The organism is Streptomyces sp. NPDC029151, assembly GCF_055564315.1.
Window position 1 is genome coordinate 20,672 of record NZ_JBVHWQ010000004.1, and the last position, 14,420, is coordinate 35,091.

Genomic DNA, 14,420 nt, shown 5'->3' on the forward strand with positions numbered 1-14,420 from the left:
GCTTCCGCGTGTCCGGAAGCATCACGCACCGAGAGCATATAAATTCCTCCAGGAGGAGGTGTCGGGGCGGTGAAGAATATTCGTTGGCGGCAGTTTCTGCCGCTGATCATTGCGGCCGTGATGTGGTGGGGGTGCCCTTCGGCGGCGGCACGGCAGAACGATATCGGAAAATGCTGGGAAAAGCAGCTCGAAAGCAGCCGGGTACACGCAGTTCTTCAATTCGACCAACACGACAAGGAAGGCCTGAAAATTCATTCGGGGATGGCGGTCGAGATCCCTCGATACGTACCCCTGGCCACTCAGCTGCTGTCCGATGAGAAGTCCGGCGATTATCTGCACGCCGTGCGCTGCGTTCTGCGCGGCAAGGACCGTTCCACCCACAGGAAGGAATGGCGCACCGACGACCCGCACGTGACCACCACGGACGACTATGTACGACTGGATTACGACTGCTACGCATGGATCAGGGACAACGGCCCGATCCAGCTCGGCCCATGGAGCATCGTCGCGAAGAAGGGCAGCACCAGCACATGGACGGCTTCCCTTGCTCCGCAGGCGCTGGAGAAGGCTCACTGGCAGGTCGAGGCGGACCTGGGCGGCCTGAGTTTCAAGGACCCCTGGAAGTTGTCCTCACCCGCCAACGGAAAGCTGACCTGGGAGGGACGCCCGCCCCGTCAGGTCAGGTTCGAATTCAGTCTCCCGTGGCAACGCTGGTGGGTGCTGAGCTACGACCGGTCGTTCTGGAAATGGGCCGGCGTCATCGCCTGGTGGGTATGCGCTTCGGTCGTGATCGCCCTGGCCGCGCTGCGCGGACGACAGGCTCACCCGGGCTCCGCGACCGGGGCTCGCGGGGGCAGCGTCTGGCAAGCCGTGCTGCAGTGGGCCGTGCTCAGCGGGTCGGTCGCCGTGATGTTGATCCTGACCGGCTCCCAGTCGATCCGTCCGCCCTGGATCGCCCTTATCTGGATTCCGGCCGGACTGGCCCTGACCCTCGTCGCCCGCCCCTGGATCGGCGGGACGCTTCTCCAGGCGCGCGCCGTGAAAGGCGTGGCCTTCTCCGTGGCGGCGATCGGGCTGCTGGTGGTCCTCGCTCCCGCGCTGTTCAGCCTGCCGCCCAACCTGGTGCCGAAGGAAGAGCCGAACGTCTCCGGCAAGATCGGATACGTGCTCGTGGGGCTGGCGACCGTGTGGTTGTGGCTCGCGGCCATGACCGCGTGGGCGTGGCGCTTCGCCTATGAGGGAGCCCTGGGACCCGCCTCCTGGACCAGGAAATGGGAGACCGCGCCAATTCGCTGCGTCGCGGTCGTCTCCGTATTCCTCACAGCGGTCGCCGGCGGCCTGCTCGGATGCCTTTGGTGGGTGAGTGAGAACCAGTGGAAAAGGGTGTCCTGGCCTGTCGGTCAGAATGCCGGTACCGGGCACGGCGTGCACGTCGTCACGTACCTCTCGGAGTTCTCGATCACTCACCTCACCTTGATCTTCTCCCAAAGCTGGCTGCTGACGGGCATCGCACTGCTGGCCCTTCTGCACTTCCGCACGATGGCGCGGCAGCAGGCCGACTACAAGCGGGAGAGGTCCGCGTCGGGGCCGGAAGGACCCGACGTGCTGCTCACCGCGGCGGTGTTCGCTTTCACCGCGGGCCTGCAGGGTGCCGCATTCGCCGGCAACGTCGGCCAGTACCCGGCCTGGCTCCTGCTGAACATCGGCTCGCTGTACGCGGTTCTCGCCGCCGGACGACGGTGGTCGGTCCTGAGCCGGCTGGGCGACGGCTTCCGTCTGAAGCGGTTGCGAGGCAGGAAGCGGCGCCAGGAGCTGAGGAACAAGGCCCATGAGTATCGCAGCCTCGACCACCAGGCGCAGTTGCTCGACCAAGGGCGTGCCGCGACCATGACGTCCGACCAGGTGGAGACGCAGCAGCGCGACCTGCGACAGTGGCTGGTGTCCGAATGCGGCAAGAAGAACCCACCGCCCGAGCACATCTCCGTCATGGACATCGCCCTGGCCTGGGGACCGGAGGGCCGCTGGTGGGACAACGCCGTCCATGCGGCGCGCATCGCTTTCTTCTTCGGCGTTCCGGGCAGCGCGGGTGTGCTCTACCTGGAGTTGGCGGACCGCTGGAAGTACATGAAACTCAGCCATGAGCCCACGGCGATCCCGGAGATGGTCCTGAAGTTCATCGCTTGTCAGGCGGCGTGGGCCGCCGCCGGTTTCACCCTGGGCGCGCTCTGGCGCCTGCTCCCCGGCCGGCACAGCACCGTCCGAGCATGGAGCCTGGTCCTCGCCTATGCCGTGCCCGCCTGTCTGGCTGTTCTGCTGAACATCTTCACCGGCGGGAACTTCGTGGATCTGCTTCTCTACTCCCTGTTCATGGCCATCGTGCTGACGGGCACCGGCCTCTGGATGGATACGGAGACGTTCAGCGAGGGGCAGCCGTATGCGCACGGTCGTCTCGCGGTGCTGTTGTCCATCTACCGGTTCCGCGGCTTCGCCGGTCACGTCGCCTGGCTCTTCGCCCAGTTGGTCGCGGCCACGACGCTCTGGCAGTACCTGGCCCGTTAGGGGGCCGGCGGACCGCCCGGAACCGCCGCACGGCCGCGGCGGTCCCCTCAGGCGCCGGTCAGGCGTACGCGGCGATGTCCTTGATCGCGGCGAAGCCCAGCCCGTACGCGCTCATCCCCCGCCCGTACGCGCCCAGGTGCACTCCCGCCTCGGTCGTGCCGGCCAGCACCCAGCCGTACTCGGACTCCCGGTAGTGGAACGAGGCGGCGACCCCGTCCACCGGGAGGCTGAGTCTGGACCACTCGGGTCCGTCGAGATCGTCGGCCAGCGCCCACGCCGTCTCGGTCTGCTGCTCCAGCCAGTCGTCCCGCAGGCTGTGGTCCATCTGGCCGGGCCAGGTGAACGACAGCAGCCCGACCCCGGCCAGCCATGCCGCCGAGGACACGGAGGTCGCCTCCAGCAATCCGGTGCCGTCGGCGCTGCGCCGGGACGGCTGTGCGGCGACGGTCACCACGACCGCGAACTTCTCCCGCGGCTCACCGGCGGTGCCGGACTCGCCCCGCACCGAGGGCTCGTCACCGTGCCCGATCGACCCGTGCTCGACGGCGCCGTCGGCCGCCGTGCCGACCTGCATCAGCCAGCGCGGGCCCGTGAACGCCTCGTCGAGCCCGTACCACGGGAAGGGCGCCCGCAGGTAACCGTCGACCGTACGCCGGGCGGAGGGGAGTTGCTGTCCGCCCTCCGCGGCCGGCGCCTGCGCGCCCACCCGACTTGTCGTCTCCATCTGCCCGGACGCCTCCTCGCTCTCGTCGGACCGGGGTGGCCCGCCCCCCTTCGGGCGTACGTGTCCGGTCCGCACAACAACTCGGCAGCATATCCACACCGCCGAGAGCAGCAGGGCAGGCGCTGGATGCGTGGGTCGCGCGCACGGCCCGTTCAGGCCGTGCGCGACGGGTGCACGGTATGAAACGCGTCACGTGCGCGGCATGCGTCCGGGCGCGCGTGTCGGCGGGGAGGGGCTCCGGCGGGAGCGCCTATGTGGCGTCCGCGTCGAAGGGCGGGCGGTCGTCGTCGCCGGGCGTCTCGGGCTTCTTGGTCATGTCGACGCGCCCGCCGCCGGAGGACGAGGAGGGGGACGAGAAGGCCGATGAGGACGCCGTGGACGCCGAGGCGCCGCCGTCGCGGCCGTTGACCGCGTCCGTGACCTCCGCCATCTCCTTCTTCAGGTCGAATCCGTTGCGGATCTCCTTCAGCCCCAGATCGTCGTTGTCCAGCTGCTTGCGGATGAACGTCTTGGGGTTGAGGTCCTCGAACTCGAAGTCCTTGAACTCCGGACCCAGTTCGCTACGGATGTCCTGCTTCGCGCTCTCCGAGAACTCGCGGATCTTCCGGATCGTGCGCGTCACGTCCTGGATGACCTTGGGGAGCTTGTCCGGACCGAAGACGAGCACGGCGAGCACGATGATGGTCACCAGCTCCAGTGGTCCTATGTCATTGAACACCTGACGCTCCTTGCGATGTCCTCGGTCGCTCAACGGTACCCGGCGTTCCTGTCCGACCGGTACCGTCCCGAGGTGAGACTTGTGTCAGTTCTGCTCCGAGGCGCCCAGCACGAGTGACACCTCCCGCTCGGTCCCGTCGCGGTCGACCGTCAGCCGCAGCCGGTCGCCGGGCCGGTGGGCGCGGATCTTGACGATCAGTTCCTCGCCGGTGTGGACGCGCTCCCCGCCGACCTCCCTGATGACGTCACCCGCCTTGAGACCGGCCCGCTCGCCCGGACCGCCCCTGAGGACGGCGGGGCCGCCGCCGGCGCTCTTGTCGTCGATCCGGGCGCCGTCGCCGGTGTAGCCCATGTCGAGGGTGACGCCGATCACCGGGTGGGTGGCCCGGCCGTCGTTGATCAGTTCCTCGGCGACACGTCTGGCCTGGTTGACGGGTATGGCGAAGCCGAGGCCGATGGAACCGGCCTGGCCGCCGTCGGAGTCGGTGCCGCCGCCGGCCGACCGGATGGCGGAGTTGATGCCGATGACCCGGGCCCGGGAGTCGAGCAGCGGACCGCCGGAGTTGCCCGGGTTGATGGGGGCGTCGGTCTGGAGGGCGTCGACGTACGACACGTCGCTGCCGTCGCTCTTCTCCCCGCCTGCCGTGATGGGCCGCTCCTTGGCACTGATGATGCCGGAGGTGACCGTGTTCGCGAGGTCGAAGGGGGCGCCGATGGCCACGACCGGGTCGCCGACCCTGACGTCGTCGGAGTTGCCGAGCGGCAGCGGGGTGAGTCCGTGGACGCCGTGCACCTGGACCACGGCCAGGTCGTAGCCGCTGTCCCGGCCGACGACCTTCGCCCGGACGGTGTCGCCGCTGCCGAACGTCACGGATATCTCGCCGCCCGACCCGGCGGGCTCGACCACGTGGTTGTTGGTGAGGATGTGCCCCTCGCCGTCGAGCACGAAGCCGGTGCCGGTGCCCGCCTCGTCGGCCCCTCTGACGTGCAGGGTGACCACGCTGGGCAGGGCGCGGGCGGCGATCCCGGCCACGCTGTCCGGCGCCCGGCCGGCCGGCACGCTCCCGGCCTGCGGCAGCCGCACGTCGCCACCGAGGCCCTCGCGCTCCACGTAGGCGCCGACGGCTCCGCCGATGCCCGCGGCGACCACGGCGACGACCAGGGTCCACCCGAGCAGGAACCGCCGCGCGCTCCTGCGGCGCTGCCGCTGTGCCGGCACCGCGGCGCCGGTCTGCTGCAGCGGTCCCGGGGCCGGCACCTGCTCCGTGGCGGAACCGGCGGCCCAGGGGTCGTAGCGGCCCCAGGGACCGGCGCCCTGCGACCCCGAGCCGGCGGCCTGCGGCCCGAGCTCACCGGTCTGCGGCACGGAGCCGTCGGTCCGCGGCACGGGGCCGGCGGCTTGCGGCACGCAGTCGGGGGCCGGGGCGCCCGGTGCGGGATCCCCGGGGGCGGGCGCCGGTGCGGGAACCCCGGGCGCCGGCGCGGGGCCGGGTACGTGGGTCGCCGGGGCCGGTGCGGGGACCGTGGGGGCGGGCATGGGTGCCGTGGGCACGGGTGCTGCCGGCACGGGTGCCGGCGGGGCCGTGAGCGGCGGTACGGCCGTGCCGTGGGCCGGAGTGGCCGCCGGGTGCTGGACCGGGGGTGCGGGTGCCCAGGGGCCGGGTTCGCCGTAGGGCGGGGTGCTGTACGGGTCGGGGTCGTGCAGCGGCCTGGGCCGCTCGGCCGGAGCCGTCCAGGCGGACTCCCCGACCGCCGCGTCGTCCCCGGCCACCGGGATGTTCCCCACCACTGCGGACTCCCCGGCCACGGCCCCGTCCCCCGTCACCACGGACCCCCGCACCGCTCCGGCGTCCTCCGCGTCGGCGCCGGCCGTCGGCAGTGGTGCAGGCTTGGCCAGTTCGAAGTCGCCGTCGGCCCCCGCGGCTTCCGGTACGGCGCCCTGGGCGTCGGCCACGCCCATGGTCCGGTCGGCCGGTGCCGCCCCCGCCGCTCCCTCCGGTCCGTCCACCGGCGGGACACGGTTCCCCTCGTTCATGCTCTCCCCACGGCTGGGCCGCGACCGCGCGCTGCCGCGGCCATGGCACATCGACTGCCGGCCCGGGGTGTCGCCGCGGGCACGGCCTCCCAGGATTCAACCAGGTTCGCGGGCCGTGGCGCAGTGGCCGGTCAGGGCGACTGGCGGGGTGCGGCGGGTGCGGCCGGCGAGGCCGAGGGAGCGGGAGCGGTGTCGGGGGTGGTGTCGGGGACGGGGGCGGACAGCAGGCCGGAGCCGGTGATGCCGGGGGTGGTGGACCAGTCGGTGAGCGGAAGGGCCACGGCCTCGTCGAGCCGGCGTATCAGCGGGGAGACGGCCGCCGCACCGGCCAGCAGCGGCGCGGTCAGGCCGTGCACCGCCTCGGTGCGGCCCCGCCCGTCGGCGGGGTCCGGCACCCCGGGCAGCAGCGGCGCGGAGAGGGTGGTCGGTACCACCGGGGCCGGGCCGGCGAGCATGCCGCCCTGCGCCAGCAGCGGTCCCACCGGACGACGGCGGTGGCTGTCCGGCGTGGCCGCGCCCCCGCCGGATCCGGTGCCCGCCGAGCGGGCCGGAACCACATTGCTGCCCGCGCCGGAGCCGCTCCGGGCGTCGGTGGCCAGGTCGCCGGGGAAGGCGGTGGTCACGCCGCCGAGGGCGACCGCGGCCAGGGACACCGCTCCGGCGGCGGCGAACGCGAAGCGCAGCCCGCGTGAGCCCGAGCGGCCGTCGTCCGGACGTCCGACGGGGTGGATGCGGAAGCCGCGGTCGTCCGGGGCCGCCGCACGGTCCGTGCCGGCCGCGAGGCCGTGGGCACGGGCGGCGACGTAGCCGAACGGGAGGCGCTCGCCACGCCTCACCCCGAAGGTCCCGGAGGGTCCGGGGGGTCCCGACGGCCCGGTGGCCCCGGTGGGTCCGGTGCCGTGGCCGCCGCCGAGGAGTCCGCCCCCGGGGGACGGCGCGCCGCCGCCGTCCAGGTCACCTCCCCCCGGGAGGCCCTGGAGGCGGGCCAGGAAGCTCGCCGACGGCGGCGGCGGGGCTGCTTCCGCGAAGACGTTCTTCAGCGCGCGCTGGGCGTCCGCCTCCGCCTTGCACCGGGCGCAGGTGGCCAGGTGCGCGAGGACTCGCTCACGCGTCTCGTGACCCAGCTCTCCGTCCACCAGGGCGGAGAGCCGGTCTCCCAGGTGCTGCTCTGCGAGGCGTGCCTCGACAGGTTTCGGCCGAGATCCACTCACGCGGTCGCGCCCCCTCCTCCCAGAGCGGGGACCCGGGCCAGGAAGGAGCGCCGCTCGGCCGCGCGGGCCTCCGGGGAGCGGTGCGCGAGCGCCTTGCGGAGCTGGGACCGGCCGCGGTGGATACGGGAGCGCACGGTGCCGAGCTTCACGCCGAGGGTCGCGGCGATCTCCTCGTACGACAGTCCTTCGATGTCGCAGAGGACGACGGCGGCGCGGAACTCGGGCGCGAGGGTGTCGAGGGCCTGCTGGACGTCGGCGTCGAAGTGGGCGTCGTTGAACAGCTGTTGCGGGGTGGGCTCGCGGCTGGGCAGGCGCTCGGCCGCGTCCTCGCCGAGGGCGTCGAAGCGGATGCGCTGCTTGCGCCGGACCATGTCCAGGAAGAGGTTGGTGGTGATGCGGTGCAGCCAGCCCTCGAAGGTGCCGGGCGAGTACGTGGACAGGGAGCGGAAGACGCGGACGAAGACCTCCTGGGTGAGGTCCTCGGCGTCGTGCTGGTTGCCCGTCAGGCGGTAGGCGAGCCGGTAGACACGGCCGCTGTGCGTGCTGACGATCTCGTCCCACGTGGGTGGAGTCCACGCCTGCCCGTCCGCGTCGGTGGCGAAGGTCGCGGTCTGGGTCTCGCCTGCGGCGAGACCGGCGGCGTGGCTGTCAGCAGCGGTGTCGGTCACGGATTTCGGCCTGCCCGCCGACCCGAGGAAGCGCCGCAGCACTCCGCCCCGGTCCCCGGGCGCAGCCGCACCTCCCCTGTCGGCTCTGGTGGTGTCCAGTGGAGCCCCTACCATAGCCACCTCGCCCGTTAGCTCCGGATAAGCGGTTTTACGAGAATTTGATACACGCTGATACGGCTCATGCCGCTGCGTCAGCAGTTGCTCGGCGCCCTGCTCCACCACTCGCCCCCCGTCGCGTCCCCGACCACCGGCTCATCCTCTTAAACGCCCGGTCCCATCTGCGGGTTCCCGTCGCCAACGGATACAGTCACGCCCAGGCAACCACGGGGACAGGAGAGGGTCATTACCGGCAACCGGCAGACGAGCTGGGCGTTCGCCGACGCCTTTGTCGCCGAGGACGAAGCGCTGCACTGGGCCCGCGACCGGGCCCGCGAGGCAGGGCTGCGCTCGGTGTCGCCCAGCACGGGCGCCGCGCTGCGCCTGCTCGCCGCCTCCGTGGACGCGAAGGCGGTCGCGGAGATCGGAACGGGCTGCGGGGTCTCCGGGATCCATCTGCTGCACGGGATGCGGCCGGACGGGGTGCTCACGACGGTTGACCCGGAGCCGGAGCACCAGCAGTTCGCCCGGCAGGCCTTCCGCCTCTGCGGCTTCGCCAGCAACCGGGCCAGGTTCATCCCCGGCGGCGCCCTGGACGTGCTCCCGCGTCTCGCGGACGCCGGCTACGACCTCGTCTTCTGCGACGGGGACCGCCTCGAGTACCCGGACTACCTCGGTGAATCGTTGCGGCTGCTCCGGCCGGGCGGCCTGGTGGTCTTCGAGGGCGTCTTCGCGGGCGGCCGTACGGTCGACTCGGGGCCGCAGCCGACCGAGGTGCTGCGGCTGCGCGAGCTGCTGCGCACGGTCCGGGAGAGCCAGGCGCTGGTCTCCTCGCTGCTGCCGGTGGGCGACGGCCTGCTGTGCGCCGTCAAACGGTGACGGCCGAACGGTGACGGTCGAACGGTGACGGCCGAACAGTGACGGTCGAACAGTGACGGTCGAACAGTGAGCGTCGGACGGTGAGGGCCGAACACCCAAACCCTCGGCCGGGGCGCCCGAACGCGGCTGCCCCGACACCGCACGCGATGCCGGGGCAGCCGGAAGGACTGATCGCCGGTACGTCAGACGACGACCTTCTTGAGGGCGTCTCCGAGCGCCTCGGCCTCGTCAGGGGTCAGCTCGACGACGAGTCGACCGCCGCCTTCGAGCGGAACGCGCATGACGATGCCCCGCCCCTCCTTGGTCACCTCGAGCGGGCCATCACCCGTCCGCGGCTTCATGGCCGCCATGCTCGTTCCCCTTCCTGAAACCAGCTCATCGTCTGCCGACGGCCCCGGAAGGGCACCCGCATCCGAAACGGACACGCGACACCGGCATCGAACACATTGCTTCCCAGCCATTATCCCGCATCGCACGACCCGATGACCAACATCGGTCGGCATCGCTTGGGCAACGCGCGCGAGCAAAACCACCCAATTCGGCGATGCGACTGCGATACTGCGCCACCGCACGAAGATCCGCCGACGCTTTTCGCTCCGGTTTTCTTTGACGCAGGTCACACGTCCGGTCCGGCTCGCGGACGGCGATCTCCGCCATGCTGTCCTCAGACATGGGCGTACCGAGCGGTACGTCACCAGCCGCTGCACCGGAGGGGAACCGCCATGGCCGACACCGTGCTCTACGAGGTGAGCGACGGACTCGCGACGATCACGCTGAACCGCCCCGAGGCGATGAACGCCCTGAACATCGCCACCAAGGTCGCCCTCCGCGAGGCGGCGGAATCGGCGGCCGCCGACACGGCCGTACGGGCGATTCTGCTGACCGCCGCCGGGGAGCGGGCGTTCTGCGTGGGCCAGGACCTCAAGGAGCACATCGGGCTGCTCGCCCAGGACCGGGAGACCGGGTCCGGCCAGACGATGAGCACGGTCAGGGAGCACTACAACCCGATCGTGCGCGCCCTGGCCGGGGCGGCGAAGCCGGTCGTCGCGGCGGTGAACGGCGTCGCGGCCGGGGCCGGCCTCGGCTTCGCGCTCACCGCGGACTACCGCGTCGTCGCCGACACCGCCTCCTTCAACACGTCGTTCGCCGGGGTGGCCCTCACCGCCGACTCCGGCGTCTCCTGGACGCTGCCCCGGGTGATCGGCCCGGGCCGCGCCGCCGACCTGCTGCTCTTCCCGCGCACCATCAGCGCCCAGGACGCGCTGGAGCTGGGCATCGCCAACCGGGTCGTCCCCGCCGCGGAGCTGCGCGCGGAGGCGGAGAAGGTGGCGCGGGCGCTGGCCGAGGGGCCGACGGTGGCGTACGCGGCGATCAAGGAGGCGGTGGCCTACGGGCTGACGCACTCGCTCGCGGAGACGCTGGAGAAGGAGGACGAGCTGCAGACCCGGGCCGGGCGGTCCGAGGACCACGCCATCGCCGTGCAGGCGTTCGTGAACAAGGAACGGCCGAAGTACCTGGGGCGGTGACCCACCCCTCACCGGGCGCCGCGGGCCACGCAGGTCTCCAGGTGGTCGTCGACCAGCCCGCACGCCTGCATCAGCGCGTACGCCGTCGTCGGGCCGACGAATCTCAGGCCCCGTCTCTTCAGGGCCGTGGAGAGCGCGGTCGACTCGGGTGTGACCGCCGGGACGTCCGCGAGCGTCCTGGGGGCCGGTCGGGTCGCCGGGTCGGGGGCGTGGGACCAGATCAGCTCGTCCAGGTCGCCCTCGGCCCAGCCGGCGAGTTCGCGGGCGTTGGCAAGGGTGGCGTCGATCTTGGCGCGGTTGCGGATGATGCCCGGGTCGGCCAGGAGGCGCTCGCGGTCGGTGTCGGTGAAGGCGGCGACCTTCTCGATGCGGAACCCGGCGAAGGCCGCGCGGAAGCCCGGGCGACGGCGCAGGATGGTGATCCAGGACAGGCCGGACTGGAAGGCCTCCAGGCTGAGCCGCTCGAAGAGGGCGTCGTCGCCGTGCACCGGGCGGCCCCACTCCTCGTCGTGGTAGGCCACGTAGTCGTCGGTGGACAGCGCCCAGGGGCAGCGCAGCGCCCCGTCCGGCCCGGCGACGGCCGCTCCGGTGGTCATCGCCGGTCCTCCTGGCCCTCGCCCGTCTCCGGCCGGGCGTGCGGTGCGGGGTGCGGGTGCGTGGCGGCGGCTCTGGCGCCGGCCAGCGCGGACTCCAGGTCGGCGATGCGGGCGTCCCGCTCCGCCAGTTCCGCGCCGAGCCGGCCGAGGGCGTCGTCCACGTCGGCCATGCGGTAGCCGCGCGGGGCGACCGGGAAGCGCAGGCTCTCCACGTCCGCGGCGTCCACCGGGCGGTCGGCGGGCAGCGGGTCCGCCAGGCGCTCCGGTGCCACCTCGGGGAGCGGGGCGCTCTCGCCGCCGCCCACCACGGCCAGGGTCACCGCGGCGACCACGACGGCCAGCGCGACGACCAGGAACAAGAACATCATCATCGCCTCGGGGTCCCCACGCTCGTACCGGACGCTGTGCCGGATGCCGAATCTGTCAGGGTCCGATCGTGCCATGCGCCTCTGACAGTTAGGGTCACAGGCGGCCGTACTGCGGAACGTACTAGGAGAGGTCACAGCGGATGCTCAGGCTGGGCAGGCGGGAATTCGGCCCGCACGAGCCGGTGATCATGGCGATCGTCAACCGGACGCCGGACTCCTTCTACGACCGGGGAGCCACCTTCCGCGACGAGCCGGCCCTCGCCCGGGTGGAGCAGGCGGTGGCCGAGGGTGCCGCGATCATCGACATCGGCGGGGTCAAGGCGGGGCCAGGCGAGGAGGTCACGGCCGAGGAGGAGGCGCGCCGGACGGTCGGTTTCGTCGCGGAGGTGCGGCGCCGGTTCCCCGACGTGGTCATCAGTGTGGACACCTGGCGGGCCGAGGTCGGCGAGGCCGTGTGCGAGGCCGGCGCGGATCTGCTGAACGACGCGTGGGGCGGGGTCGACCCCGGGCTCGCGGAGGTCGCGGCACGGTACGGGGCGGGGCTGGTGTGCACGCATGCCGGGGGTGTGGAGCCGCGGACGCGTCCGCACCGGGTGACGTACGACGACGTCATGGCCGACGTCCTCGAGGTGACCGTGGGGCTGGCCGAGCGGGCGGTGGCGCTCGGTGTGCCGCGGGAGTCCGTGCTGATCGATCCCGGGCACGACTTCGGGAAGAACACCCGGCACAGCCTGGAGGCGACGCGGCGGCTGGACGAGATGGTGGCCACGGGCTGGCCGGTGCTGGTCTCGCTGTCCAACAAGGACTTCGTCGGCGAGACACTGGACCGGCCGGTGAAGGAACGGCTGATCGGTACGCTCGCGACGACCGCCGTCTCCGCGTGGCTCGGGGCGCAGGTGTACCGGGTGCACGAGGTGGCGGAGACCCGCCAGGTCCTGGACATGGTGGCGTCCATCGCCGGCCACCGGCCTCCCGCGGTGGCCCGGCGGGGTCTGGCCTGACGCATGGGACCGAGCCCCGGGGGGCAGGCCCCCCGGGGGTGAAGCGCCGTGCTAGCGGCCCGCCTCCTTCGAGACCAGGGCCACCGCCTCCTCCACCTCGTCCGTCACGTGGAAGAGCAGCAGGTCCTTCTCCGCCGCCTTGCCCTGGGCCACCAGCGTGTTGCGCAGCCAGTCCACCAGGCCGCCCCAGTACTCGGTGCCGAACAGGACGATCGGGAAGCGGGTGACCTTCTGGGTCTGGACCAGGGTCAGGGCCTCGAAGAGTTCGTCGAGGGTGCCGAGGCCGCCGGGGAGGACCACGAACCCCTGGGCGTATTTGACGAACATCATTTTTCGTACGAAGAAGTACCGGAAGTTGAGGCCGATATCGACGTACGGGTTGAGCCCCTGCTCGAAGGGCAGCTCGATGCCGAGGCCGACCGAGACGCCGCCCGCCTCGCACGCCCCCTTGTTGGCCGCCTCCATGGCTCCCGGGCCGCCGCCGGTGATGACCGCCCAGCCGGCCTCCACCAGCCCGCGGCCGAGCCGCACCCCCGCGTCGTACTCCGGTGAGTCCACCGGGGTCCGGGCCGAGCCGAAGACGCTGATGGCGGGCGGGAGTTCGGCCAGCGTGCCGAAGCCCTCGATGAACTCCGACTGGATGCGCAGGACCCGCCAGGGGTCGGTGTGCACCCAGTCCGTGGGGGCGCGCTCGTCCAGCAGGCGCTGGTCGGTCGTGCTGGCCGTCACCTGGCCCCGCCGTCGGAGGACCGGTCCGAGCCGCTGCTCGTCCGGCGGCTGCTTCTTCCCCTCGGGGTTGCCGGTAGCCATGTGCGCTCCCTCCGCTTGCCGGTAGTTCGATCTCAGACTAGATCCACCCGGGTTGCGGAGGGGGGATCTGGGGATGTCCGGCGCGCAACGGGGCCGTCGGGGCCTTACGCGGTGAGCCAGTTCCGCAGCCGCTCCTCGCCGGCGAGGATCTTCGCGGTGTCCACGCGCTCGTCGCGCCTGTGCGCCAAGTGCGGGTTGCCGGGGCCGTAGTTGACCGCGGGGATGCCGAGCGCGGAGAAACGGGACACGTCCGTCCAGCCGAACTTGGGCCGCGGGGTGCCGCCGACCGCCTCGACGAAGGCCGCGGCGGCGGGCTGGGAGAGGCCGGGCAGCGCGCCGGGGCTGTGGTCGTCCACCACGAACTCCTCCACACCGCAGTCCGCGAACACCTCCTGGACGTGCCGGATCGCCTCCTGCTCGGTGCGGTCGGGGGCGTAGCGGAAGTTGACCGCCACCACGCACTCGTCCGGGATGACGTTCCCGGCCACTCCCCCGCCGATCCGCACCGCGTTCAGGCCCTCGCGGTACTCCAGGCCGTCGATGACCGGCCGGCGCGCCTCGTAGGAGGCCAGGCGGGCCAGGACGGGAGCGGCCGCGTGGATCGCGTTGGAGCCCATCCAGCCGCGCGCGGAGTGGGCCCGCTCGCCCTTGGTCTTCAGCAGCATCCGCAGCGTGCCCTGGCAGCCGCCCTCCACCTCGCCGTCGGAGGGCTCCAGCAGCACCGCGAAGTCGCCCGCCAGCCACTCGGGGTGCGCCTCGGCGACGTGCCCCAGGCCGTTGAGGTCGGCGGCGACCTCCTCGTTGTCGTAGAAGACGAAGGTCAGGTCCCGGTTGGGGGCGGGGACCGTGGCCGCGATGCGCAGCTGCACCGCCACGCCCGACTTCATGTCGCAGGTGCCGCAGCCCCACAGCACCCCGTCCGCGTCGAGCCGCGAGGGCACGTTGTCCGCGATGGGCACGGTGTCGATGTGACCGGCCAGGATCACGCGCTCGGCGCGGCCCAGCTCCGTGCGGGCGATCACGTTGTTGCCGTGGCGGTCGACGGTCAGGTGGGGCAGGGCGCGCAGGGCGGTCTCGATGGCGTCCGCGAGCGGCTTCTCGGTGCCGCTCTCGGAGGGGAAGTCCACGAGCCGCGCGGTGAGCGCGGCGGCGTCCAGCGTGAGGTCAAGCGAGGTGTCGGCCATGGCCTCGACCCTAGCGCGCCCCCGGCCGGGGCCGGGTGGGGCGCAG

Annotated in this window: 14 protein-coding genes; 4 read left to right on the forward strand and 10 right to left on the reverse strand. The window is 72.2% G+C overall.

Annotation, left to right across the window (positions count from 1 at the left end; genetic code table 11):
- The first annotated feature begins 69 nt into the window (after positions 1-69).
- Positions 70-2,559 (forward strand): DUF6185 family protein, encoded by a 2,490-nt coding sequence (locus ACZ4VF_RS16630; RefSeq protein ID WP_467926619.1) that lies wholly within the window; start codon positions 70-72, stop codon positions 2,557-2,559.
- Positions 2,560-2,617: 58 nt separating this feature from the next.
- Here the strand turns inward: ACZ4VF_RS16630 and ACZ4VF_RS16635 are convergent, their stop codons facing one another.
- The 5 genes from ACZ4VF_RS16635 to sigE form a co-directional block, all read right to left on the reverse strand.
- Positions 2,618-3,283: a hypothetical protein gene (locus tag ACZ4VF_RS16635; RefSeq protein WP_467926620.1), complete on the reverse strand. Its 666-nt coding sequence runs from the start codon at positions 3,281-3,283 to the stop codon at positions 2,618-2,620.
- Between the two features lie 250 nt (positions 3,284-3,533).
- Positions 3,534-4,001, reverse strand: a complete 468-nt coding sequence (locus ACZ4VF_RS16640; protein ID WP_467926621.1) for a sec-independent translocase — start codon at positions 3,999-4,001, stop codon at positions 3,534-3,536.
- A gap of 84 nt (positions 4,002-4,085) precedes the next feature.
- Complete coding sequence (locus tag ACZ4VF_RS16645) at positions 4,086-6,035, reverse strand: S1C family serine protease (RefSeq protein WP_467926623.1); 1,950 nt, start codon at positions 6,033-6,035, stop codon at positions 4,086-4,088.
- A 131-nt stretch (positions 6,036-6,166) separates the two neighbouring features.
- Positions 6,167-7,246: a zf-HC2 domain-containing protein gene (locus ACZ4VF_RS16650; RefSeq protein ID WP_467926624.1), complete on the reverse strand. Its 1,080-nt coding sequence runs from the start codon at positions 7,244-7,246 to the stop codon at positions 6,167-6,169.
- Positions 7,243-7,956, reverse strand: a complete 714-nt coding sequence (gene sigE, locus ACZ4VF_RS16655; RefSeq protein WP_467926625.1) for an RNA polymerase sigma factor SigE — start codon at positions 7,954-7,956, stop codon at positions 7,243-7,245. Before sigE ends, ACZ4VF_RS16650 begins: the two co-directional genes overlap by 4 nt.
- A gap of 234 nt (positions 7,957-8,190) precedes the next feature.
- Here sigE and ACZ4VF_RS16660 point away from each other — a divergent pair, with 234 nt between their 5' ends.
- Positions 8,191-8,889 (forward strand): O-methyltransferase, encoded by a 699-nt coding sequence (locus tag ACZ4VF_RS16660; protein ID WP_467927346.1) that lies wholly within the window; start codon positions 8,191-8,193, stop codon positions 8,887-8,889.
- 182 nt (positions 8,890-9,071) lie between these two features.
- Here ACZ4VF_RS16660 and ACZ4VF_RS16665 read toward each other — a convergent pair whose 3' ends face one another.
- Positions 9,072-9,239 carry a DUF3117 domain-containing protein gene (locus tag ACZ4VF_RS16665; protein ID WP_018544333.1) on the reverse strand — a complete coding sequence of 56 codons (168 nt, stop codon included), beginning with the start codon at positions 9,237-9,239 and terminating at the stop codon, positions 9,072-9,074.
- Between the two features lie 372 nt (positions 9,240-9,611).
- Here ACZ4VF_RS16665 and chcB point away from each other — a divergent pair, with 372 nt between their 5' ends.
- Positions 9,612-10,415 carry a 2-cyclohexenylcarbonyl CoA isomerase gene (gene chcB, locus ACZ4VF_RS16670; protein ID WP_467926626.1) on the forward strand — a complete coding sequence of 268 codons (804 nt, stop codon included), beginning with the start codon at positions 9,612-9,614 and terminating at the stop codon, positions 10,413-10,415.
- A gap of 8 nt (positions 10,416-10,423) precedes the next feature.
- On the opposite strand, the gene ACZ4VF_RS16675 is transcribed toward chcB, so the two are convergent.
- Positions 10,424-11,011, reverse strand: a complete 588-nt coding sequence (locus tag ACZ4VF_RS16675; RefSeq protein WP_467926628.1) for a DNA-3-methyladenine glycosylase I — start codon at positions 11,009-11,011, stop codon at positions 10,424-10,426.
- Positions 11,008-11,382, reverse strand: coding sequence for a DivIVA domain-containing protein (locus ACZ4VF_RS16680; protein WP_467926629.1), 375 nt, complete (start codon positions 11,380-11,382; stop codon positions 11,008-11,010). Before ACZ4VF_RS16680 ends, ACZ4VF_RS16675 begins: the two co-directional genes overlap by 4 nt.
- Before the next feature lie 137 nt (positions 11,383-11,519).
- Between ACZ4VF_RS16680 and folP the strand changes: the two genes are divergently transcribed.
- Positions 11,520-12,380: a dihydropteroate synthase gene (folP, locus tag ACZ4VF_RS16685; protein ID WP_467926631.1), complete on the forward strand. Its 861-nt coding sequence runs from the start codon at positions 11,520-11,522 to the stop codon at positions 12,378-12,380.
- Positions 12,381-12,431: 51 nt separating this feature from the next.
- Here the strand turns inward: folP and ACZ4VF_RS16690 are convergent, their stop codons facing one another.
- Together ACZ4VF_RS16690 and dapE are read right to left on the reverse strand one after the other, a co-directional pair.
- Complete coding sequence (locus ACZ4VF_RS16690; RefSeq protein WP_467926632.1) at positions 12,432-13,190, reverse strand: LOG family protein; 759 nt, start codon at positions 13,188-13,190, stop codon at positions 12,432-12,434.
- A 104-nt stretch (positions 13,191-13,294) separates the two neighbouring features.
- Positions 13,295-14,374: a succinyl-diaminopimelate desuccinylase gene (dapE, locus tag ACZ4VF_RS16695; RefSeq protein WP_467926633.1), complete on the reverse strand. Its 1,080-nt coding sequence runs from the start codon at positions 14,372-14,374 to the stop codon at positions 13,295-13,297.
- Positions 14,375-14,420: the final 46 nt, after the last annotated feature.